This is a genomic window from Bdellovibrio sp. HCB337 (assembly GCF_047302465.1).
Classification (GTDB): Bacteria; Bdellovibrionota; Bdellovibrionia; order Bdellovibrionales; family Bdellovibrionaceae; genus JACMRP01.
The window spans coordinates 1,880,072-1,900,370 of record NZ_CP178621.1 but is presented as its reverse complement, the minus strand read 5'-3'; the positions used below and the strand labels follow the sequence as shown (position 1 = coordinate 1,900,370).

The following is a 20,299-nucleotide window of genomic DNA, read 5'->3' as shown; positions in this document are numbered from 1 at the left end:
CTCTTTAGGTAATTTATAATTACCATAAAGGCATAGGAAAAGGGTTGGGTAAAAACTAATAAGTCAGTTCAGCCATCACAGCTCTGAGCTCATTCAATTTCTGACGAGCACGAGTTTCTAAAGATACCTCTGCGAGCTTCTGCCATTCTGTTTTGAGGCCAGCGTCGTGCAAAATATAATCTATATCTTTGGGTTTTATAAAGCGCCAATTGCCAAGAGCATTTTCATCCATCGAATCTTGATAAGAGTCACCCCTTGAGTAAAACTCCAACAGAGTTGCAATTCGCCCTAAATAACTTGCCAGTTGCTGAGCTTGAAGCCCGCGTAGTTCGCTTGCAAGTCTTGCAAAATCGGGCTGCAAAGCACGTGCCTTCCTGACATTCGTGACGGTTTCGATACCTTCATAAATCCAGAGCGGCTCGATTTGCGGATTCTGTGCTAAACGCAACCACCCGTTCAATGAGCCTGCAGATCCAAAATGTCGACCAAGGACTTCCTTCGTGCGAAACCCCATGCAGCTGAAACTAACTCTGGGTTTAAAAACTAGATTTGCAAATGACCCCTGATCACCACCAAAAACCGTGTCAGTGTTTTTGTCTTTCGTCGCCATCACGACTAACGACGATCCCATTCCCTTCCCAAAAGGTTCAGAAAATGCAAAATACAAATTGCCTGTGCGGTAAGAGGGAAAATCACTGACCTGCTGAGCTGGATCTTGAATCAAAGTAATAGGTGAAGGACTTTTTAGACTGCCATCCGCACTCAGAACACTGCCCAACCAAGTTTGCACCACGTTTGCCGGAATCAAAAGAAGCGTATTATTGCTGCCACTGACAATCTGGTGCGAAATCAAACCGCGATAAATACCACTTGCGGAGAAACCCGCACCACCACTCATGCCGAATTCGCCGTAACCGCCTTTGACTTCCATCAATTCTGGAAGCTCGACAAAAAGTTCTGACGGAAATTTTATGTTACTCAACTGACCTTTTTTATCTATCAACATCGCATCTGAATCCGCCGGATAGCCGATCATGGTGATGTGCTCGTTCAAAGATGGTACGTCTTCTTGCTGAGCGCCCAGGTCAAAAGGCACAAAGCTTGGATCGTCAGTCAGAAATCGCAATAGCGCCAATCCCCGCCCCGCATCCGACACAAAGTATTCCAAAGTCTGCTTGTGGCCTTGTTCATCCGTGATCTCGTGAGTGAATGAGCGATTCGAGTGATAAGCGACATGATCAGATGTTAGAACATATTTATGCCCCTGCCACAAAATCACCAAGCCCGAGCCAAGACGCGGCTGCAGACTGGAAGTACTATAGTACGACGTGATTTTAACGACCGACTCTGAAGGAGTGGCCGCATAAATCACAAGCGGCGCAATTAGAAATAAAAAGAAAAGTTTTAAGGCGCCCATACTTTTTGATGCTCTAGCATGAATTTTTCAGCAGACTCGCGAAGGCGAGGAGTATTACAAGTACCTTCCCACAAAAGAGCCTTCCAACCTTGAGCATAGGCTCCTTTGATATCCATCATCGAGCTCACGTCTTCAGACTGAAGCTCTTGCCAAGCTTGAGATTGCGCAAGCATTGCATAGAAGAATAGTTTTCTTGTAAGCTCTTGCACGTTTTGCTCGCGAATAAAGAGCTGATCATAACAATGCATGCTTTGCGATTGCAGATCTTTCGCACTCGTTATCATAGGTTGTAATTTTGCAGGTGGCGTGAAAGACGGAATCTGATCGATCCATTTTTTATTACCGTCTAAGGCACTCTTCACCAAGGATTCCGTCGAGAAAATATAATCTCTAACTAATCCCTGCGGAGTACGACTTAAGCCATACCACAATATCACGTCTTGCTGTTGCTCCAACGCCGTTTGCGATTGAGCTTGCCAAGTTTGTAGCGATAGCGGGATCCAAGAAGTTTTGCCACTCTTTGAAATCGCAACGGCCGTTTTGCAGGCTTTATTCAGAACAGAATCTCCGCCGATTCCGAAACCATCATTGCCACCGATAGGATACTGCCCGCCTGGATTTGGGTCAGACTCATCCGGGCACAGAGTTGTCAGCTCTAAGTCGCCTACAACCCAGCGATCGATTCCTGCTCTTTGATCTTCAGGTCGCCATACGATGGGTTCTTCAGGATTTGCGATTTGTTTTTGTAACCATGTCGAAACATCTTTCGCAGAAATGACAATCACATGGTTCTGGGAAAGATATTTTTTAAGATCCCAGCGCTGAGTTTTGGTTTTAGCACCAGGAATAAGTTCTAAATACTGATGACTGACAATTCCCTGGAACTGACTATCGCTCCAAAGTCCTGCACCCACGGTACCGGCTGTTAGGGCACTTCCTTGCCACTCTTGCAAACGATCCCATGCCGGAATTTGATGTCTGCGACTTCCAGTGATGACAATATCACCGCTGAAAGATTGCAGGCCATGTTCACTTAGCTGCCAAACTTGGATTGACTGTGAATCACCCTGAGGTGCAATTAACCCTTGAATGGATGAAAGCACTTCATACAAAGCTAGTCCCGCAAGGTGATCCGTCGCCACCGGGCGAACAGCGAGCTCTCCGTCGGTTGAAAAAACTTTTTCACAACGAGGCCCAGGCATTTGTGCACTCATCTGTGCCCAAGACGATGTCACAACATAGTGACGGCCTTGAGACTCAAGAAGAGTTCCCGAAAAATTCGCAGCAGTAGACCACTGACATCCAGACAAATCGATTTTCACCACCGGCGAACGCGCGGATGCTTGGAAAACCAGAAGTGATACGAATGCAAAAACAGAATACTTCACAGACTATCTTTCGTTCGGATCAATCGGGATAAGCTTATCTAACAAAGTCAGTTCGTGACAAAGAGTGATGTCATCCGTGAAGTCATCGCTTTTGCACAAAACACGCATTTTCAGTGGAATTGCATCACCACGTTTCACTAAATCTTCGATGTCTTCTTGAATCGCTCTAGGATCGCCCGCAAGGAAGTAGGTTTTTACATAGAACTCACGAATGACTTCGCTGAACAAATGCAGCTTCGGCGTTTCAGCTTGGCAAGAATTCAAAGGGATTGAAGTGGGTCTCCAGAAGCTTGGGAAAATCAGATCTGCGCCGCCCGTTGGGAAGCTTCCCTGAAGAGTTCGCGGCATCTTTTGGGTGTCTGCCGTGTCTTTTTCCATGATGATGTATTCTTGGTTGGCCACAAGGCCCACCGCTTTTTGCTCTACTAACAGAATGTAATTCTTATTATCGTGACGGCAAACGGCGTTTCTAATCATCACCATATCCGCCGACGCCATTTGAACGCAAAAAAGAATGGACAAAGCGCCCGCAACTAATTTAAGCATTTTCACCTCAAGACTCATTACTAACAAGACCCTTTCATGGAAAGCAACAACAATGAAAACCTTTGCTAGCCTTCTTGTTTTTGGCCTCACAACAACGCAGTTCGCCCTAGCCGCGATTCCTATGGGCTCATTTAAAGTTATTGACGCTTACTGCTCAAATCCCCAGTACGTAAACACCCCTGAAGAGCAAGATTACATTGACACTCTTAAGGGCATCAAAGGCTCTTGCATCGACGGTAAATTCACAAGTCCTCCCTGCTTCGAAGACTATTACGTATTCACTACCGCAACCACAGGCTCTTTCGTGACCCGCTCTTCATTCATGCCGGGTGTTGCCTGCGTAACAACGACGGAGATGACATACTCTGAAAACCCTCCAGGTGTCCTAGAAATGTTGCTTGGAAAATCCACGGGACATTCTGAAAGTAACGATCCAAACACCTCCATCTCTTGCGACGGTGGTGGCGAAAGCGGCGAGACCTCACGTGCCAGCTACCACTACAAAGTTGACGGAGAATTTCTTTTGCTGATTATGCCAGGACCTGCAGGGTCCGGATCTACCACCGACTGTGGTGATTATGTATTTAAAGCAAAATCCGTAACGGACTTTCCAAAATAAAAAAAAGGGTGGATCTCTCCACCCTTTTTTTTGACTAATTACTCAGCCAATTTTTCTTTGTAGTTCGCAAGGAGCTTTTTGTAAGAACTCTCTGCAGCTTTGACAGCCAATTGATTTAGCTTTTCCGCATCTGCCATACCCATAAAGTTCTTATCGTTATTTTCTGCTGGCTCGCCTTGGGCGCTGCCATCAAACCAGATCTTTGTATCAAACGCCGCATCGATCAGAGTCAGATTTGTCGTCGCCAAAGGGCTGAACTTCCCCTGCCCGACCAAAGAAGCCAAAGCACTGTTATTGTTCAGATCTACTTTGATACCAACATACAAGATAGCATCAACACCCAAGTCCTGTTGTAACTGCTTACGTTTTTCAGGCTCAGTCGTCATGATAGCGAAACTATCCAAGATACCTTCAGCTTGTAGCAAGTTATAACGGTCATTCATGATCGGACGGTTTTGCCATCCTTCCGTTTTTGCTTTGAAGTGCTCTTGGTAAGCTTTGTTCTGCTTCACCTTGTCCATTGGCATCACTTGCCAGCCGTTGTCAGTTTCAAGCTTCTTTCTTAAAAGATCGTACATCGCAGCTACGTGAGCAGCCTCAGTACGGCCTTTCACTTCAGCTTTGCTGCTCGTATCTTGATGGGTCAGAGCTTTAAACAAGTCGCCACCCTCTACTGGGCGCTGTTGTTGAACATCAAAGCCAACGATCGCGACACGCTTTACTCCTTTAACGTGATCTTTTTCCACCTTCATAGTTGTACATGCAACGAGAGAAACCAAGGGAAGGGCAAGAACCATTTTTAAAATCGATTTCACAAAATAACTCCTTTTATATTTGAAATGAAGAACAGTAATTTTTTAATCAACTAAGGCAAAGTACAAGTAACTCGAGAATCAAAGGTATTACCCATGATGTCCTGAGAATAAAGTCCTGCAAATGTCTGATTGTTGTACTTGAGGAAAACTTTATCTGAACCAGAATTGTTGGTGTAAATGGTGTCAGTACCGTTGTTTAAGACAGTCACTGAGTTTGAAGCCATCAATCCACGAGTACCATCGCCACCATTCATAAATTTACGCAAAGACATGCCCCAAGCATCTTGCCAAACTTCAACTTCGACATAGTTCGTTGGGTAGTTGCCTTCTCTGCAGTAAACTTGCACGCGGCACGTAGAGTCTGAAGACTCTTTACATTTCATGTTTGAGACTTTTTTCTTTTTTAGAACCGTGTTGAGCTCTACATCCGTACAATTAGTCAGCCCAAGCACGATATGCATGAAAGTTCCTTGAACGCCTGCGCGAGTTTTAAGCGTAGATCCTGGTACTACATATTGGCCCACAGTGTTCTGACTGTCTGGAATCCAGAAAGTCTTATGCGTGACTTGATTTGCTGGGCAACCAGTGACTTTCATCTGTGTGCTTACAAACTCAATGTCCGCGGCTTCTGCTGTTTTAATAAAGTACTCTACTTTACCTTCAGCTTGGTTGATTGGGATTTTGAAGCTGTGTTTGTAAGTTGAATCCGCTGCAGAAAAATCAACCGTGTAAGGACCGCCATTGGCTTTTTCGTTGTTTCCGGGGGGTGCCACCTCTTCGGTTTTCACACTAGCTGAACACGCTGCCAGAATAAGACCTGTGCTGATAACTAAAATTGAATTCTTTAGCATAAATTAGTACCCATCTTTCATAGATCACAACGGTGAAGTCGTGATGTGTTTATGTATGAAAGAAAACTAACTTAGATAGAGCTTCCGCGCGATCTCTGAAAAGTATTATGAGTCGTGAGAATTGAGTCGAAAAAAGTACGTATTATCAATTACATAGCAAATACTACGGCCAGATTCTTGCTTAAGCAAAAACCCCTCATCCTGCCACCGGCGAATCAGACGATTGGTTGTAGCTTTTGAAATCTGCAAAAGATCCTGCAGTTCTTGGCGGGTCACTTTGGTTTTGCCTTTGAGCTTCTTTACTACCAACTGCGGCTGAATCCATCGATCCATATGATGTTGGTTTTGCTCTAGGCATGGACGTTCAAAAATTCTTGGCAGTTCCCATTTGGCGCGCTCGCCTTCACGGTTCTCGAAACGGATTTTTTTGAGCTGGCCCTTTGAATACATCCACTGATTACGAGTGAAGATTTCAAAATCCGACGGCAAAACTTTGCGTACTCGAGTCAGCAAGTTCATGATCTTGTGACGGTGCAAATCCTCATCATAAGACGAGATCGAAAAGCAAAGCTGCATCAACTCATCAAAGGACAAATTGCCCTTTTCATGAAGCACTTTCAGCAAAAGACAAAGGGGTTTCGAGACCCCTTCAAGATTTCCGCGGCTCCACTGGAAACTCTGCAAGTCAATCACGACAGTGTTCGCAGTCACGGCCAAAGTTTTTGTTTTAAAGCTATTTGCTAAGCGCTCACCAAGTGCGAATAACGGATGCGAGGACTCCCCATTTCCCTGAACTCCATCAATCAAATCACGGAAATGCAAACCAGAATCCTGATAGAAAGGATGAGCCTCGATCTTCGCTAAGGCCGTACGCGCGCGAGAACGTTCGCGACGCTTGAGTTCCTCGAGATAATCCAAGACCAAAGATTCAAACTGAAAGAGCGGCGGATCTTGCAAATTCGGTGGTGTGCTCTTTTTAAGCCACTCTTGGGATGGAATTTCCCAGCGCGCATCAAAAAGCCTTGCCCAACGCAGACACAGACGCAAAAGCACAAAGTCTTCTGCTGTTGTCTGCGAACAGATCTCGCAAGGATCAAGGGCTTCCCAAGTTTCCTCAAGAACTTTTGCCGAAAGCGAACCCGGAGACGCCATCCACTTCCAGAGCCAAGTATAAAGACGGTCGACACGCTCTGAGATCTTCACAGACTCTTCGTCGTCATAACGAGCATCCAGCAAAAGCGTGCGCAGGCGGTATTTCTTCCACAAGAAGTGTGGAGCTTCTATCAACTGAGTTAGATCTGGCTTTTGATTTTCGCTATTAACGTACGGAAGCTGTGAAACCCAAAGCTGGACGTAATGAGCTTGAGAAAACTCAGTCGCAGACAATGGCGCTAACACTTTATGAGTCAGCCCTTCACGAAAGGCCTGTCGACGCTCAAAAGTTTCAAGCTGAGGATGAATTGCTTGTGTATAGTACTTTTCCGGTAACTCTGGCTGCAACTTTCGCAGCTTCTCAACGGCCGAATGCGCAGGCAAATTCAAATTATCCAAACACAAGAAGTGATTACCCACTGCCAGTGCTTTTTGCTCGGCGGTTTCGGCAAGCTCTTGCGCTCGCGTGAAAAACTCGAGCGCTGAAGGAAAATAACCTTGATAAAAGAGATTCAAACCGCGCTGGCAATAGTACTGGAAAGGGATCTTAAGACTGTCTTTTTCAATTTCATTTTTAGCTTCGAGCAATCGCGCTTCAGAGTCTTCAATACGGCGACGGCCACGCAAAAGAGAGGCTTCAAGCAGTTTTAGTTCCAAACGCCAATCGGCAGGCTGCTCTAGAAAAGCCTGCGAACGAGAGTAAAGATCCTTATATGCTACTTCGGCCGCATCCAATTTCTGTGCGTTTCGAAGGGTCCAAATTTGTTGAAGGTCAGATCTAAAAGCCTCGTTCATGGGACCATGTAAACGTCGCCTTTCTTTCTAGGTCAATGCTTAATCCCACGCGCCGAGCTTGCAAATTCGATGATAACTCTGTCGTATCCCCCTGAAATCAGGCCTATAAAACGGGACATCCGTTCAGCCCTTCTAGGGCACGCTGTACAATCCTTATGCAGATATTTATTACCAAATCCAAAGAAACTCGCTCTTATACGGCACAGATGTAGCAACTAAGGGATCGACTAGATTTTTAAAACTTAAAAGGAGTTTTCCAATGAAAAAAATGATTTTAGCGACACTTATGCTTGTTTCTGTAAGCGCTTCTGCACAAAACACACCATTTACTAATGCAACTCTCGAGACTGGCTGGTACAGCCCTACGACATCTACTACGTTCTATACGCTTTGGGCATCTTCTGGCGGCTGCAAAGAGATCGTTGAAGCTCAAGACGATCTTGGAACGATGGTGTCTTCTGACGGAGAACTTGCTCCACCTCGCGCAACAGACGCTTTAGATGCTTATCGCAAATTCTTGGCCGAGAAAAACGTAGACACTACAGGTATTGGAGACCTTGAGCTGGCGAAGATCGCTTTGACAAAATTGGGCGAAAGCAAATAGTTTAAAAATAATTTGAAGCAAACCAAAGAGACAGGAGAAATCCTGTCTCTTTTTTTTATTTCCCCAGAAGAGATTGTAGATACTGCTTATTTTCTTTGATGTTTTCTACTTCCTGTACAACCGTCGACTGGATCATAGAGTCCACCATCCCAGACGCCTCTTTCGCTAGGGCTGCCGATGCCTGGACCTGCTTTTTAATCTCTTGAGACGCAGTTTGAAGCTCTGCGCTCATCGGAAGACCATATCCCGACTGGTTTCTTAAGAAGTTCGCCGGTGTGGCAAAAAGTTTGGATAGCCTCAATCCACCATTTACAACTTTAGACGAACGCCCCTCCCTCCCAGACTCATTGTCTCGCTGAACCTCCTCAAGAACGACCTTGAAGACCTCATCCCGTACCTTACGCTCAAGACGGCGAGCACTGGCGTTCTCAAATAATAAAAAGCCTGCGGCAATTTGAGAGACTCTTGGATTTGTTTTAGTAAGTCTTTCGAGCCATACACGTCTCTGAGTCGCCGTTAACTCTATATATTCTTTGAAGGTTGAGAATGGCAGATTCATATCTCTCTTCAGCAAACTAAAAATCTTAGTGTAACGATCTTCAAAAGAATCAAAGTAGTAGCCTTGATTCAGTGCTTTGACTGAATTCGAAAATACCGTCTCATCAGATAGCCCCACCTTTTTAAGCAGGGGTCTTAATCCCAACGGGTTCATATTATCGACTTGCGTTCTCTCCGAAACCTCTTTGATATCTGCAAACATAAAATCCGGTCGTAAGAGAGCACTTTTAATAAGATTGAATGTTTCCGTTGCACAGTTATTACTGACAAAACGGTATTTTCCATCATAGGACCAATGAGACTCCAGAGAGCGAACCACAAAACTTTCAATTTCTTTTCGAGAAAGTTTTAGAGGAATACTATAAAGCGGTCGCAGCTCGTCTCGCGCATACTCATTAATCACTTGTGACATCGGAATAATAAACAACCGCGATGGATATTTTCCTGTAAGACCGTCCAGAGGACTCATACCAACCGAATCAATGAAGGCTCGGTAACTTAAAACGACGCTATGAAAAATATCTTTAACACAATCAGGACCCATGGCTTTTCCTGGTTCGCATATCACAAGACGAATCATTGCATGCCCCCAGCCACTGCCGGCTCCACTGCCCACATCAGCCAAAAGATAATGCACCTGATAAACACGAGACGGGTCAATAGAAAGCATCTGTGGCTTCTCCATTCCCTGTGCCGGAAGGACATAGCCAAAACTGTTCTTGCAATTCGCGCCAGCAAAAGGTTCGTGCTGAAAATGATCTTTTAATAATCGGTACATATTAGGACGACGGCATTTATAATCAGGATCCATCAAAAAGAACTCCATATTCACCGCAAAATTTTCATAGGAGTCTTTGTTTTCGTAAATGTCGGGACTGCGCTGAGTATAGCCGTTCGTTTCCTGACCATGAACCCAACCAGCCACAGACTCAAAGTAAGGATTTTGCGAGAAAGTTCGGTACATACCTCGATAAGCAGCACATGGCGGAGGTGAGGTTTTGTTACTCATACTTCTAGTTTCGAAATTGTTCGCTTTGCAACGCATGATCCATGCGTGTTCCTCGGACGAATGAACATTGAGTTCGTCATAGACATGGGTGGATTCATGCAAAACAGTTGCGAGGGCCTCGTTGAATGCGTTCTTATGCTGACGTTGAGGAGTTTGGCGCGCGCGCTCTGGGCCCGCAACGATGTCCCCGAGATAGGATTTATTGATCGTGATGGTGCCACGCTTAGTGATACCAGCGATCACTTGCTTGCCACTTCCCGGAGGAGCCATCAGGTTGATTTCATCAATTTTAACATCAATGGATTTTACTGCAGCCTTGAGGTTGGGAGGCAACATGCTTTCGGCTTTATCCAAGAGTGCAAGAACCGCGACTTTTTCCTGGGGAGGAAGTTCGGTTTTAAGCTGATAGATCCCAGCCAAAGCCGCATCTGAAAATAGAAGACTCGCTGAAAGAAACCCGTAAGTCCAAGCTGTTCGTAAATTCCATTTAAGCATATTGACTCCTGACCTTCAAAATGAGCAAAGCCAAGGCCATAAATGCCAATCCTTCTCGTGTTTTATTGACTATAACGACGAGGTTTTCGGATGCGGTTCCGAGATGCCAATTTATGTTTCGAGAGTGAAAAACCCTAGACAGGGTTCAGTGTCTCAGAATGAGACAAACAGGAAAGACTTGCCCCAGAGTCGAGGCAAGTCCCATATTACAAAACTATTTCTTTTTTGATTTCTTAACTTGGCATTGCAAAGCCTGAGACTCAGTTCTTACACAAGCGCCTTTTACTTCACCCTTATCACCAGTGTAGGTGCAAGGATCCTTAGCCGCTTTACCTTCACAAGCTTGCATATCTGTTGTCGCAGCTTCAGGTGTCGGAGCTGGTGCCGCTGGAGCTACTACTGGAGCAGGAGCTTGAGCAGATTCTGCGCTTTGATCTTTAGAGCTTGAACCGCAAGCTGTTCCCAAAATAAGTGCTGCTGCCGCTAAAAAAATAAACTGTGTTTTCATAGATGTGGTCCTTTCAAATAAAGTGCTAACTTAAATTAGACCAGCGAAAGTGGGCTTTTGCAAAGTCCATTTTCGCTAGCGAGCCTCACTTCTTATATTTTTTCTTATCAAGATTTGAAAGTTTCACTGGATCCAAAAGGTCCTTAATCTGGGCTTCGGTTAGAATTTTCTTCTCGCGAATAATTTCTAACAGACCTTTCCCCGTACGATAGGCTTCGTTAGCAAGCTCGGTTGATTTTTCATAACCGATCACAGGATTTAAGGCCGTAACAATACCCACCGTCGTTTCAATATAGCGGGCAAGGACTTTCTCATTCACGGTGATGCCCGAGACACACTTTGTATTCAGGGTTGAAATCCCATTAGTCAGAATATTCATGGACTCTAAGATCGATAAAACCTCAAGTGGTTCATAAGCATTTAGCTGCAACTGACCTGAATGAGCAGCTACTGCAACCCCCGCATCATTTCCGATAACTCTAAAGGCGATCACATTCATCAACTCTGGAATGACCGGATTTACTTTACCAGGCATGATCGAGGAACCTGGCTGCAAAGCCGGCAAATTGATTTCATTCAAACCCGCACGAGGTCCCGACGCCAGCAAGATCAAATCACTCGCAATCTTTGAAAGTTTAATCGCTAGACTCTTTAATGCTGAAGAATAAACGATAAATCCTTGCTGATCCCACGTCGCTGCAAACATATCGTGTGCGGCAACAATCGGTTTTTTCGTTAGCTTCGCAAGTTCCGAGGCACATGCCTTCGGATAGCCTTTTGGTACGTTAATTTCGCTACCAATTGCTGTTGCACCCATATTTACGGTGTACAATGCTTTCTCGGATTCCTTAAGAAGTTGAATTTCGCCCTCAAGGGCTGCACCAAACGCATGGAACTCTTGTCCCACAGTCATAGGAACCGCATCTTGCAACTCGGTACGCCCCATTTTCGGAATTTCTAAATATTGATTACCTTTCGCTCGAAAGGCTGCAACTAAGTTTTCCAGCTCCTTGATCAGAGCTCCATTTCGCAAAAGGATCGAGACCTTAATTGCGGTTGGATAGGAGTCATTGGTTGACTGAGACATATTTAAGTCGTCATGAGGCTCGAGGTATTTGTACTCGCCTTTTTTATGGCCCATCATTTCAAGACCGATATTAGCAAGCACCTCGTTGACATTCATATTTGCCGAAGTTCCCGCACCACCTTGATACCAATCCACCAAAAACTGGTCATGGTACTTTCCAGCACGAACTGCTTCGACGGCTTTCTCGATACCCGAAAGGCGATCTGCCTTCATTGCTCCGACTTGCTTGTTCGCTCGAGCGGCTGCCAGTTTGACGATGGCATAAGCTTCTACAAACTCTGGATAGCGATTCATAGGAACACCGGAAATTTTAAAATTCTCAAGCGCGCGCGCGGTCTGCACACCATAGTAGGCATCCGCGGGCACTTGCTTGTCCCCTAATAGATCATGTTCCATACGCATTGCCTTGGAGGTCTGTGCGAAGACCTCCAGAGACAGCAACGAAAGAACGACCATGACGACAATTCCTTGTTTCATACTCAGTGGATTCACAGGACCTCCTCATTAGGCTAATCATGACTAATACGTATTGAACATTTCTTGGACTTTTTTAGGATCGTTGGTCTTTGTCAGAGCCAACATCGCAAGCACGCGTGACTTCGCCGGATTGAATTCTCCTGAAGCCACAAAGCCCATTTTGTCATCATCCACTTCTGAGTTTCGCAGCACAGGACCGATTGGAACACGAGAGCTTCTCACCACAAGAAGTCCCTCTTTGTGAAGACGTTCCAATGTTTTTAAAGTGGCTTCTGTCATGTTGCCATCACCGACTCCAGCAATCACAACGCCTTTAGCACCCGCTTTCACGGCAGCTTCGATGATATCCGGTGCCATATTTGCGTAAGCATAGAAGATATCCACACGCGGAAGTTTGTCAGTCTTCTCAATATTGAATTCTGATTTTGACGTATGTTTTTTTGTTGAAGGCTCTGACCATGCAATTTTACCCGTATTCACCAAACCTTCAGGTCCACGCTCGGGGCTTGCAAAAGCTTCGACGTTGATAGTATTTACTTTTTCAACGTTGCGGGCATTGTGAATCTCGTCGTTCATGACGACAAGAACGCCACGACCTTTTGCGCGCGGATCTGACGCAACAGCCACAGCATTATAAAGATTCGCAGGACCATCGGCGCTCACTGCCGTCGCCGGCCGCATAGATCCTACTAACACGACAGGCTTATCACTTTTTACAACCAGATTTAGGAAGTAAGCAGTTTCCTCCATAGTATCAGTTCCATGAGTGATAACGACAGCATCAACATCCTTAGACTTTAGAACTTCATTAATGCGTTTTGAAAGCTTCAGCCAAACTTCGTCATTCATATCTTGGCTGCCGATATTTGCGACCTGCTCACCCGTCAAGTCGGCAATGTCTTTCATCGTCGGAACAGCCGCAATCAAGTTGTCGACACTGAAAGTGCCGGATTTGTAACCATACTCATCCTTACTCATCTGAGCGCCGGCAATCGTACCGCCCGTGGCAAGAATGCGCACTTTTGGTTTTGCTTTATTGCTGGCCTGCTTTTTATCTGTCTGACCATGAGCCACTTGTGCTCCCAAGAGGCAAAGAACGAATGTAAACTTCATCCATGTTTTCATGTGTATCCTCCGAAATTATTTTTTAGAAATCTTTGCTTGAAAAGTTGTATTTCATACTGATTTGAATACGAGAGTCGTCGTTCTCTGTATCATCTTTACTGCGACGACTACCCCAAAGAATCTCACCACCCATCAAAATATTCTTATGAGGTGTGTGGAGAAGATTCAAAGATGCATACTGGCCTCGATTGTAAGTCGTTGCCGTTTGCAATTCGGTATTTTTAACTTCTGTTTGGCTGACCCCGATAGAGCTTGACCATTGATCGCTCCAGTAATGATCGTAGTAAGCAATGTAACCAGTCAGTGGAGTTAGCTTCGCAGTCGGCGCCGTTGGTGTGCCCTCAAAGGACATATCCATACCACCGTCATTCATATAGTTGGAAATCCCTTCGCCGCTGACGACTCCAAGAATTAGCTTGTTCTTACCTGCAAATTTAATATTCGTTGTTAAGTCGACACCCCAACCAGTTTTGTGATCACTTGGTTCATTATCAACCGTACCGACACTGTCAAAACCCACGGTTCTTGCAATACCCGCAAGTTGCACATGCCCCCAACCGCCGCCCATGCGCCATTGAGCCGTGATATCCGGAGTTTTTTCATCCGCACGCATATTGGCGGCTAAAGCCGCGTCCACGCCACCGAAATCCACGCTATTTCCTGGAATCTCAATAGCGACTGCAAAATGCGAATTATCACTTTGCATCGGCGTCCAACGAATTTGAGGAGTACGATAGAAGACCATGCCCGTTGGTCCCCAATAGTCGATAATATTTGGGAAGGCATCAATATCCATGAATAGACTGTTCGTCTGTCCACCCAACCAATTTCCCCACTGACCATAGGCATGGCGGAAACGCGGCGTAGTTTTCCCTTCATCGACACCAACACCAAAGAAGTCGAATTCAAATTTTGTATAAAGAGGTTTGCCATCAACAGGCAAGGAAGCTTGAACCCCTAAGCGACTTTGCTTACCGCTAACACTAGCCTGTCCATCACTCCCGAACTCACCTTCAGTGGCAGGAATGCGCGAAGGTCTTAGAGTGTCTTCCCATGCCGGATTCACACGGTTGAAATCCTGGATGTAATCCACTTGTGCAAAACCATAAACTTCAAAACCGGAACCTTCGAGCGCCATGGCTTGGGAGGAAAACACTCCCATGACAAGGCCAAGTCCAAGACCCAAACGGGACTGACGATTCATACCCTCTCCTTTTGTTAAAGAATAAACCCATCAGGTAAGCTGTACGCCCGGCGGATATATGCGTCCATTCAACAAAAAAGACTTTGGCAAGAATCATACGCCCCCTAACACTTCTCTGTCTTTTCACATTCAAGGTAGATAGGGCTTAACTATTTTCGGTCTCGGAGTATCTTGGCTTCGTCAAAAAACCTCAAACTTTTTACAAGGAGATTTTAAAGTGTTAAAAATACTTTTAGCTTTTTCATTTATACTTCCAGCTATGTCATTCGCTGCAGACGAGGCAGACCACGTCATGATGATTCCAAAAGACATCAAGTGGGTGGATGCACCTAATTCCCTCCCTGCAGGAGCAAAGATGGCAGTTATGTATGGTGATCCTGCAGCTGCAGGGCCGTTTGGTATGCGCCTAAAAGTTCCTGCAAAATATCAGGTTCCACCTCACTCACATCCTCAAGATGAAAACGTAACCGTGATTTCGGGAACCTTCTTTATGGGAACTGGCGATGACGCCAAAGCAAAGACTATGACTTTGCCGGCAGGCAGCTTTGCTCGTATGAAAGCTGGCACTCATCACTTTGCTCGAGCAGATAAAGAGGCCATCGTACAAATCAACGGTGTCGGTCCTTGGGGCATTACTTACGTGAACCCAGCGGATGATCCTCGCAATAAAAAATAGCCCCATCAAAGGCTAGCAACCACAAACCACATTTGACAGTCTATCTCAGACATCCTGAGATAGACCTATGTGGATTCTTGTTAAAATCACAATTGCAGCTCTCGCGTTTTGCCTAAGAGCATTTAGTAGACACCTGTCGTTTATGAATAGTACAGGCTCGCCCGCGTTTCACTTTGAAAACGTCACTGGTTTCATTAAAAAAAGTAAAAGTAAAAACGGACACGTCATGTCGACAAGTTTCGTGATCCCATTTCGCTGCAACTTCTGTTTCAAACTCACTAAAGAATCCGACACCGATCGTTTTTTCAAAAAAATCGGCATTGCTCAAGAAATTCAGAGTGGAGATCAAACTTTCGATCAAAAGATTTATATTGCCTGCGACAGCCGCGTCTTCGCACATAAAATCACGACAGCTCCAGAAGTTCGTAGTTTGATTCTTGAACTTTTCAATGCAGGCTGCTCGAATATCCGCTGCAATGGCAATTTACTGATCATGGATTTTAACGGCGATCGCACTTTAGAAACTTCTTTGGGTGAGCGCTTGATACAGGTCTATCGCCAGATTTTTGATATGAATACCCTCGTACGCCGATTTCCTGCGGATGCTTTTGCACTTAAGACAATCTTGATCGAAGGTGCTATTTGGTCGATCGCCGCTTACGGTTTCACAGCATTTTTTTCCTCAGCGGTCTCACGCGAAGACCTTCACATTTATCCTGGCGCTGTTGCTACTCACGGAATGGTGTTCGGTTTGATCCTCACTGCGCTTCTGATTGGTGCTGTTGTACTATTCATGAAAGGCTCTTCTCGCGGCCATCGTATCATTGTTGAAAGTGCGATAGTTCTTGTTCTGGCGCTACCTGCAGCCGGAATTAGCATGGTGGCTGATCAAAATGTCTCTTTCGATAAAAAAACACCAGTGCTGATTTCACGCAAACTTCACGACAAACAAAGAGTCGCGCATCGCAGCCGCCGAGGCACCTCATATTCATATCACTTATACCTCGCACCTCCGGAGGGCGCTGAGCAAATCTCTGTTCCCCGTGACATCAGCGTGGCACAAGAAATATTTAATCAAGCCCAAGTTGGCGATACAGTGCAGATCGAGATCGGCCAAGGTTGGCTGAATCACCCTTGGTACAAAAACTTTCAGTTCAATAGATAGCGCCTTATTCGATTTCATTTCAAAAAGCTAGACCTTGGAATTGTCACATGTTTCGACAGGACCTTCTCGATTTTCCTAGTAAAGAATCTGTTAAGTGGCGCTAAACATGGGCCGATAAGTTGGTCATGACACCACTCTGGGTTGTAATAGGTCTTATCCTTGCTACAGTCAGCGTATCTACGCTTGGCGCCGCGTTTTCCGTGGTGGGTCTTGCTGCTTTGTTTTCAGGTGCAGTTGTTGCCGTCATGGCGATGGCAGCTTCTCTGGAACTTGCAAAGTTCGTTTTGGCCGCTTATCTGCATCAGCGCTGGACACAGCTTGGTACCATTTTCAAATACTATCTCGTACTTGCGATTGTGATTTTGAGTACGATCACAAGTTTGGGTATTTTTGGTTTCCTCTCTGACGCGTATCAATCAGCAACAGCCGCTCTGGAAACAGAGGCCGTTAAGTTGGAATCCCTGAAGACTCAGCAAAACAGTGCTCGTGCTGAAATTGCCCGCTTGAATAAATCTGTCGAAGAAATTCCTGTCAGTCGCGTAACAAAACGCATGGAACTTCGCAAAGAGATCGAGCCCGAGATCGCGACTCTCACGAAACAGATCGAATCCTTGGAACAACAAGTGACTCAGTCCAACCTTCACACTTTGGAACTAAAGAAGAAGGTCGGTCCTCTCGTGTATATCGCAAAAGTTTTCAAGATGGATATCGACACCGTGGTGAAGTATTTGATTCTTCTTCTGGTGTGCGTTTTCGATCCTCTTGCTATTTGCTTGGTCATCGCGACTTCAGGGGCGCTCGATACACGCCGCCCAGAACGTCAACAAGCTCAAGAAGCTCCAGCAGCGGACTCTTCCGCTCAGAACATGGCCACCCATCCTCATGGCGGTGGTGATGAAATCCTGCAAATGCGTTTTGTCGGCGACAAAGACACAAACGACGTGGGGTAACTCATGGTTTTAGTAAAGGTTCTCGAGAAAAAAGCCGTCATCCGACTCTTCGGTTTGGCTATGATTCTCGCTCCTTTCGTCAACACCGTGGCGAAAATGGCCTTACTAACCGAAATCCCCAACCGTTGGACCTTCTCAGTTTTCTGGAAAATCATCATGGTCGGTTCGACCCTGAATCAGATCTTGTATGTCGCCACTCTCGCTATTGGTTTTGTAATGCTTCGAGGAAAATCTTCGGGCTGGAAATTTGCTTTAGTTCTGCTTGGTGGCTATATCGCCTTGCAAATTTCTGATTTTGGCCATGTCCGAACCAGCGCGATTACTTGGTTTTTCTTTATCACGAACGTCGCTGCATTTCTTTTTATTGCCGATCAGCTCGTTTGGAAAATTGAAGTTCCAAAAAGAAACTCTCAGCCGCAGGCAAAAGCTCCCGAGGCAAAACCAGTATCTGCGTCAACTCCGAAACCAATTGCAACAACACCACCACCAACTGCGCCCCCTCCTGCTAAACCAGCACCTACGGTAGCGACAGCATCAACGACAGCCGCTAAGCCAACACAACAACCTGTACCGCCTAAGCCGGCTCCTCCAAAAGAGGCTCCGCGTAGAGCCGTGGCAAAACTTCGTAAGAAAATTCTTTTCCAATTCGAAGGCAAAGACCCATGGGCCCAATTGATGGGAGTGTCTGACAAGGGAATTCATTTGCGCCGCCTATCCGAACCACCAGCGGACATCGCTACTCGTGAAATTGAAATTCCCCTCGGAAATGGCCTGACCTTGCGTACGCGTTTCGCCCGTCGGGCCGAACATGATTACTATTTTGATTACACAAGTTTAAGCTCTGAACAAATCAAGTCTTTGAACAAATGGCTTTATTCTTTATCTGATGTCGCTTGAATAAAAAACGCGGTCCCTTCCAGAACCGCGTTTTAAAATTAATAACCTTATAGTCTTCGCAAAGTTATTAGTTGTTAGGTGCTCCAGCGTTAATCCAATCGCCAAGAGCTTTCAACTGATCTGCAGTGATGCTATTGCCCACATAAGGAAGCATCTTTCCGCCCGGAGACAATACTTGATACAAAGTACTTCCCGCCGCATTTCCTGGAACTACGGCCTTTACGGAGTTGGCATAAGTATTAAAGTAATACCCACCAGAACCACCATGGCAGCCCAAGCACTTACCAAGAATATTCTGACTTACATACGTGTAAGTCGCATTTGGATTGCTAGGAGCTGGCGTCGGAGTTGGAACCGGCGTTGGCGCTGGAGTTGGCTTCGGCGTCGGTGCTGGCGTTGGAACTGGTGTTGGAGCCGGAGTTGGCTTCGGCGTCGGTGCTGGTGTTGGAACTGGCGTTGGAGCCGGAGTTGGCTTCGGCGTCGGTGCTGGTGTTGGAACTGGCGTTGGAGCCGGAGTTGGCTTCGGTGTTGGTGCAGGCGTTGGAGCTGGAGTCGGAGCCGGTACTCCTCCGCAACTATATTGTGATAATTGAGATTTAATCTGATTTAAAAGCTCTCGAAGCTGACGACTGTAACTGTAGCAGTTTTGTATACACTGAGAGCCTTGATCTAAAATACCGTTCAACTTTCCCATTGCCGTCGCATCAAGACAGTACTGCCCTAGTGTTTTGCGACGTTCGGTTACAATCATACCACCGGTGCTCGGCTTAATGATTAAGAACTTATTATCTCGCAAACTCATTCGAATCTGGTCACGATTTAAGTAAGACTCAAACAGGTTAACTCTTTCGCGACTATCATCCTCTCTGTCGTCAACGTCGTCGTCACCCGCGAATGCTGAAAATGTAACTGTGGTTAAAAGAAACGCTACCAAAAGCGTTTTCAAACGAAATACTTCCATAAGACCCCTCCCTACTTTCACGAAGATCATCAATGCAAACTTGGGCCCATGCTCTGCTACGCACAGTTTACAAAACACTAGCTATCAATTGCGCACCTGTCTGAAAGAGTTTTGACATTCCAGAATGACATGTTGTCCAGAATGCGAGAGCCTCACTCGGGGCAAAGACAATCACGACCACATGCGCCATCACTAGCTTCCCTTGCTTTTTACCAGAGCTCACTCAAGGATGGTCGAATGGCAGAAAATCAGAAACAAAAACCCGAAAATGCGCTTCTCAATATTTTGTTTAATATTGTGATCCCTATTCTGATTTTGAATAAGGGCAGTAAAGTTCTTGGCTCCGTATGGGGGCTAGTCATCGCGCTCGCGTTTCCGCTTTCTTACGGAATTTACGACCACATCAAACGTAAAAAAACCAATGCGATTTCTATCCTGGGTCTTTTGAATGTGGGTATTACAGGGAGCCTCGCGCTCTTTAAGCTGCACGGGATTTGGTTTGCCGTGAAAGAAGCGGCATTTCCGTTGCTTGTGGGCGCTTTCGTTTTTGGCTCGGCATTTACGAAGAATCCGTTTATCTCGACCCTGTTTTTGAATCCGCAACTTATCGATGTAGATCGTTTGAAGGGCCGCTTGTTTGAAAGACAAACAGAGTCTGAATTTGGCGAGCTTCTGAAAAAGTCTACTTTGTGGATCTCTTTGTCTTTTGTTTTTAGCGCCATTTGCAATTTCGTATTGGCGGTTAGAATTTTTGAACCGATCAATGCCCAACTTGCAGATGAAGCACAGGCTTTGATTCTCAACGAGCAGATCGCCCGCATGACAACTTGGTCAATGGCAGTGATCGTTTTGCCGTCTATTATTTTCCTTGTGGGAATCTTTTTGTATCTCACAAAAGGCATGCAACGCCTTAGTGGCCTCACCGAAGATGAACTCCTCGTTCAAAAATAACTTTCAATAATAGAAACTATCTCATAAAGCCAAAGCCAAGGCGCAAGGA

Annotated in this window: 19 protein-coding genes; 7 read left to right on the top strand and 12 right to left on the bottom strand. The window is 45.6% G+C overall.

The window, feature by feature from the left end:
• Positions 1-55 precede the first annotated feature (55 nt).
• The 3 genes from ACLWBB_RS09255 to ACLWBB_RS09245 are packed head-to-tail and all read right to left on the bottom strand — an operon-like array spanning position 56 to position 3,351.
• Positions 56-1,417 carry a S1 family peptidase gene (locus tag ACLWBB_RS09255; protein ID WP_413291345.1) on the bottom strand — a complete coding sequence of 454 codons (1,362 nt, stop codon included), beginning with the start codon at positions 1,415-1,417 and terminating at the stop codon, positions 56-58.
• Positions 1,405-2,805 carry a hypothetical protein gene (locus ACLWBB_RS09250; RefSeq protein WP_413291344.1) on the bottom strand — a complete coding sequence of 467 codons (1,401 nt, stop codon included), beginning with the start codon at positions 2,803-2,805 and terminating at the stop codon, positions 1,405-1,407. Before ACLWBB_RS09250 ends, ACLWBB_RS09255 begins: the two co-directional genes overlap by 13 nt.
• A gap of 3 nt (positions 2,806-2,808) precedes the next feature.
• Positions 2,809-3,351, bottom strand: a complete 543-nt coding sequence (locus ACLWBB_RS09245) for a hypothetical protein (RefSeq protein WP_413291343.1) — start codon at positions 3,349-3,351, stop codon at positions 2,809-2,811.
• 52 nt (positions 3,352-3,403) lie between these two features.
• Between ACLWBB_RS09245 and ACLWBB_RS09240 the strand changes: the two genes are divergently transcribed.
• Positions 3,404-3,970 carry a hypothetical protein gene (locus tag ACLWBB_RS09240; RefSeq protein ID WP_413291342.1) on the top strand — a complete coding sequence of 189 codons (567 nt, stop codon included), beginning with the start codon at positions 3,404-3,406 and terminating at the stop codon, positions 3,968-3,970.
• Between the two features lie 38 nt (positions 3,971-4,008).
• On the opposite strand, the gene ACLWBB_RS09235 is transcribed toward ACLWBB_RS09240, so the two are convergent.
• The 3 genes from ACLWBB_RS09235 to ACLWBB_RS09225 form a co-directional block, all read right to left on the bottom strand.
• The gene (locus ACLWBB_RS09235) at positions 4,009-4,785 is read right to left on the bottom strand and encodes a hypothetical protein (protein ID WP_413291341.1); all 777 of its coding nucleotides are present in this window, start codon (positions 4,783-4,785) and stop codon (positions 4,009-4,011) included.
• Between the two features lie 50 nt (positions 4,786-4,835).
• Positions 4,836-5,636 (bottom strand): hypothetical protein, encoded by an 801-nt coding sequence (locus ACLWBB_RS09230; RefSeq protein WP_413291340.1) that lies wholly within the window; start codon positions 5,634-5,636, stop codon positions 4,836-4,838.
• Positions 5,637-5,741: 105 nt separating this feature from the next.
• The gene (locus tag ACLWBB_RS09225; protein ID WP_413291339.1) at positions 5,742-7,583 is read right to left on the bottom strand and encodes a hypothetical protein; all 1,842 of its coding nucleotides are present in this window, start codon (positions 7,581-7,583) and stop codon (positions 5,742-5,744) included.
• A gap of 259 nt (positions 7,584-7,842) precedes the next feature.
• Here ACLWBB_RS09225 and ACLWBB_RS09220 point away from each other — a divergent pair, with 259 nt between their 5' ends.
• Positions 7,843-8,187 (top strand): DUF2388 domain-containing protein, encoded by a 345-nt coding sequence (locus ACLWBB_RS09220; protein ID WP_413291338.1) that lies wholly within the window; start codon positions 7,843-7,845, stop codon positions 8,185-8,187.
• Positions 8,188-8,242: 55 nt separating this feature from the next.
• Here ACLWBB_RS09220 and ACLWBB_RS09215 read toward each other — a convergent pair whose 3' ends face one another.
• The 5 genes from ACLWBB_RS09215 to ACLWBB_RS09195 form a co-directional block, all read right to left on the bottom strand.
• Positions 8,243-10,249, bottom strand: a complete 2,007-nt coding sequence (locus ACLWBB_RS09215) for a DUF4105 domain-containing protein (RefSeq protein ID WP_413291337.1) — start codon at positions 10,247-10,249, stop codon at positions 8,243-8,245.
• Between the two features lie 214 nt (positions 10,250-10,463).
• Complete coding sequence (locus tag ACLWBB_RS09210; protein ID WP_413291336.1) at positions 10,464-10,757, bottom strand: hypothetical protein; 294 nt, start codon at positions 10,755-10,757, stop codon at positions 10,464-10,466.
• A gap of 85 nt (positions 10,758-10,842) precedes the next feature.
• Positions 10,843-12,240, bottom strand: a complete 1,398-nt coding sequence (locus ACLWBB_RS09205) for an aspartate ammonia-lyase (protein WP_413291598.1) — start codon at positions 12,238-12,240, stop codon at positions 10,843-10,845.
• Positions 12,241-12,363: 123 nt separating this feature from the next.
• Complete coding sequence (locus ACLWBB_RS09200; RefSeq protein ID WP_413291335.1) at positions 12,364-13,446, bottom strand: type II asparaginase; 1,083 nt, start codon at positions 13,444-13,446, stop codon at positions 12,364-12,366.
• A 22-nt stretch (positions 13,447-13,468) separates the two neighbouring features.
• Positions 13,469-14,650: a DcaP family trimeric outer membrane transporter gene (locus ACLWBB_RS09195; protein WP_413291334.1), complete on the bottom strand. Its 1,182-nt coding sequence runs from the start codon at positions 14,648-14,650 to the stop codon at positions 13,469-13,471.
• A 217-nt stretch (positions 14,651-14,867) separates the two neighbouring features.
• On the opposite strand from ACLWBB_RS09195, the gene ACLWBB_RS09190 reads away from it, so the two are divergent.
• The 4 genes from ACLWBB_RS09190 to ACLWBB_RS09175 all read left to right on the top strand — a co-directional run bounded on the left by ACLWBB_RS09190 (position 14,868) and on the right by ACLWBB_RS09175 (position 18,338).
• Complete coding sequence (locus ACLWBB_RS09190; protein ID WP_413291333.1) at positions 14,868-15,326, top strand: cupin domain-containing protein; 459 nt, start codon at positions 14,868-14,870, stop codon at positions 15,324-15,326.
• A 142-nt stretch (positions 15,327-15,468) separates the two neighbouring features.
• Positions 15,469-16,491, top strand: coding sequence for a hypothetical protein (locus ACLWBB_RS09185; protein ID WP_413291332.1), 1,023 nt, complete (start codon positions 15,469-15,471; stop codon positions 16,489-16,491).
• Positions 16,492-16,616: 125 nt separating this feature from the next.
• On the top strand, positions 16,617-17,441 hold the full coding sequence (locus ACLWBB_RS09180; RefSeq protein ID WP_413291331.1) for a hypothetical protein: 825 nt from the start codon (positions 16,617-16,619) through the stop codon (positions 17,439-17,441).
• 3 nt (positions 17,442-17,444) lie between these two features.
• Complete coding sequence (locus tag ACLWBB_RS09175; RefSeq protein WP_413291330.1) at positions 17,445-18,338, top strand: hypothetical protein; 894 nt, start codon at positions 17,445-17,447, stop codon at positions 18,336-18,338.
• Between the two features lie 67 nt (positions 18,339-18,405).
• On the opposite strand, the gene ACLWBB_RS09170 is transcribed toward ACLWBB_RS09175, so the two are convergent.
• Entirely contained in the window at positions 18,406-19,299 is an 894-nt protein-coding gene (locus tag ACLWBB_RS09170; protein WP_413291329.1) for a hypothetical protein, read from the bottom strand.
• Between the two features lie 237 nt (positions 19,300-19,536).
• On the opposite strand from ACLWBB_RS09170, the gene ACLWBB_RS09165 reads away from it, so the two are divergent.
• Positions 19,537-20,250 carry a VC0807 family protein gene (locus tag ACLWBB_RS09165; RefSeq protein ID WP_413291328.1) on the top strand — a complete coding sequence of 238 codons (714 nt, stop codon included), beginning with the start codon at positions 19,537-19,539 and terminating at the stop codon, positions 20,248-20,250.
• Positions 20,251-20,299: the final 49 nt, after the last annotated feature.

Coding starts and splice junctions, on each gene's coding strand:
- ACLWBB_RS09175 (WP_413291330.1), top strand. CDS start 17,445: ATGGTTTTAGTAAAGGTTCTCGAGAAAAAAGCCGTCATCCGACTCTTC.
- ACLWBB_RS09220 (WP_413291338.1), top strand. CDS start 7,843: ATGAAAAAAATGATTTTAGCGACACTTATGCTTGTTTCTGTAAGCGCT.
- ACLWBB_RS09245 (WP_413291343.1), bottom strand. CDS start 3,351: ATGCTTAAATTAGTTGCGGGCGCTTTGTCCATTCTTTTTTGCGTTCAA.
- ACLWBB_RS09215 (WP_413291337.1), bottom strand. CDS start 10,249: ATGCTTAAATGGAATTTACGAACAGCTTGGACTTACGGGTTTCTTTCA.
- ACLWBB_RS09180 (WP_413291331.1), top strand. CDS start 16,617: ATGACACCACTCTGGGTTGTAATAGGTCTTATCCTTGCTACAGTCAGC.
- ACLWBB_RS09200 (WP_413291335.1), bottom strand. CDS start 13,446: ATGAAAACATGGATGAAGTTTACATTCGTTCTTTGCCTCTTGGGAGCA.
- ACLWBB_RS09195 (WP_413291334.1), bottom strand. CDS start 14,650: ATGAATCGTCAGTCCCGTTTGGGTCTTGGACTTGGCCTTGTCATGGGA.
- ACLWBB_RS09170 (WP_413291329.1), bottom strand. CDS start 19,299: ATGGAAGTATTTCGTTTGAAAACGCTTTTGGTAGCGTTTCTTTTAACC.
- ACLWBB_RS09255 (WP_413291345.1), bottom strand. CDS start 1,417: ATGGGCGCCTTAAAACTTTTCTTTTTATTTCTAATTGCGCCGCTTGTG.
- ACLWBB_RS09185 (WP_413291332.1), top strand. CDS start 15,469: ATGAATAGTACAGGCTCGCCCGCGTTTCACTTTGAAAACGTCACTGGT.
- ACLWBB_RS09240 (WP_413291342.1), top strand. CDS start 3,404: ATGAAAACCTTTGCTAGCCTTCTTGTTTTTGGCCTCACAACAACGCAG.
- ACLWBB_RS09225 (WP_413291339.1), bottom strand. CDS start 7,583: ATGAACGAGGCTTTTAGATCTGACCTTCAACAAATTTGGACCCTTCGA.
- ACLWBB_RS09230 (WP_413291340.1), bottom strand. CDS start 5,636: ATGCTAAAGAATTCAATTTTAGTTATCAGCACAGGTCTTATTCTGGCA.
- ACLWBB_RS09210 (WP_413291336.1), bottom strand. CDS start 10,757: ATGAAAACACAGTTTATTTTTTTAGCGGCAGCAGCACTTATTTTGGGA.
- ACLWBB_RS09205 (WP_413291598.1), bottom strand. CDS start 12,240: ATGGAACATGATCTATTAGGGGACAAGCAAGTGCCCGCGGATGCCTAC.
- ACLWBB_RS09165 (WP_413291328.1), top strand. CDS start 19,537: ATGGCAGAAAATCAGAAACAAAAACCCGAAAATGCGCTTCTCAATATT.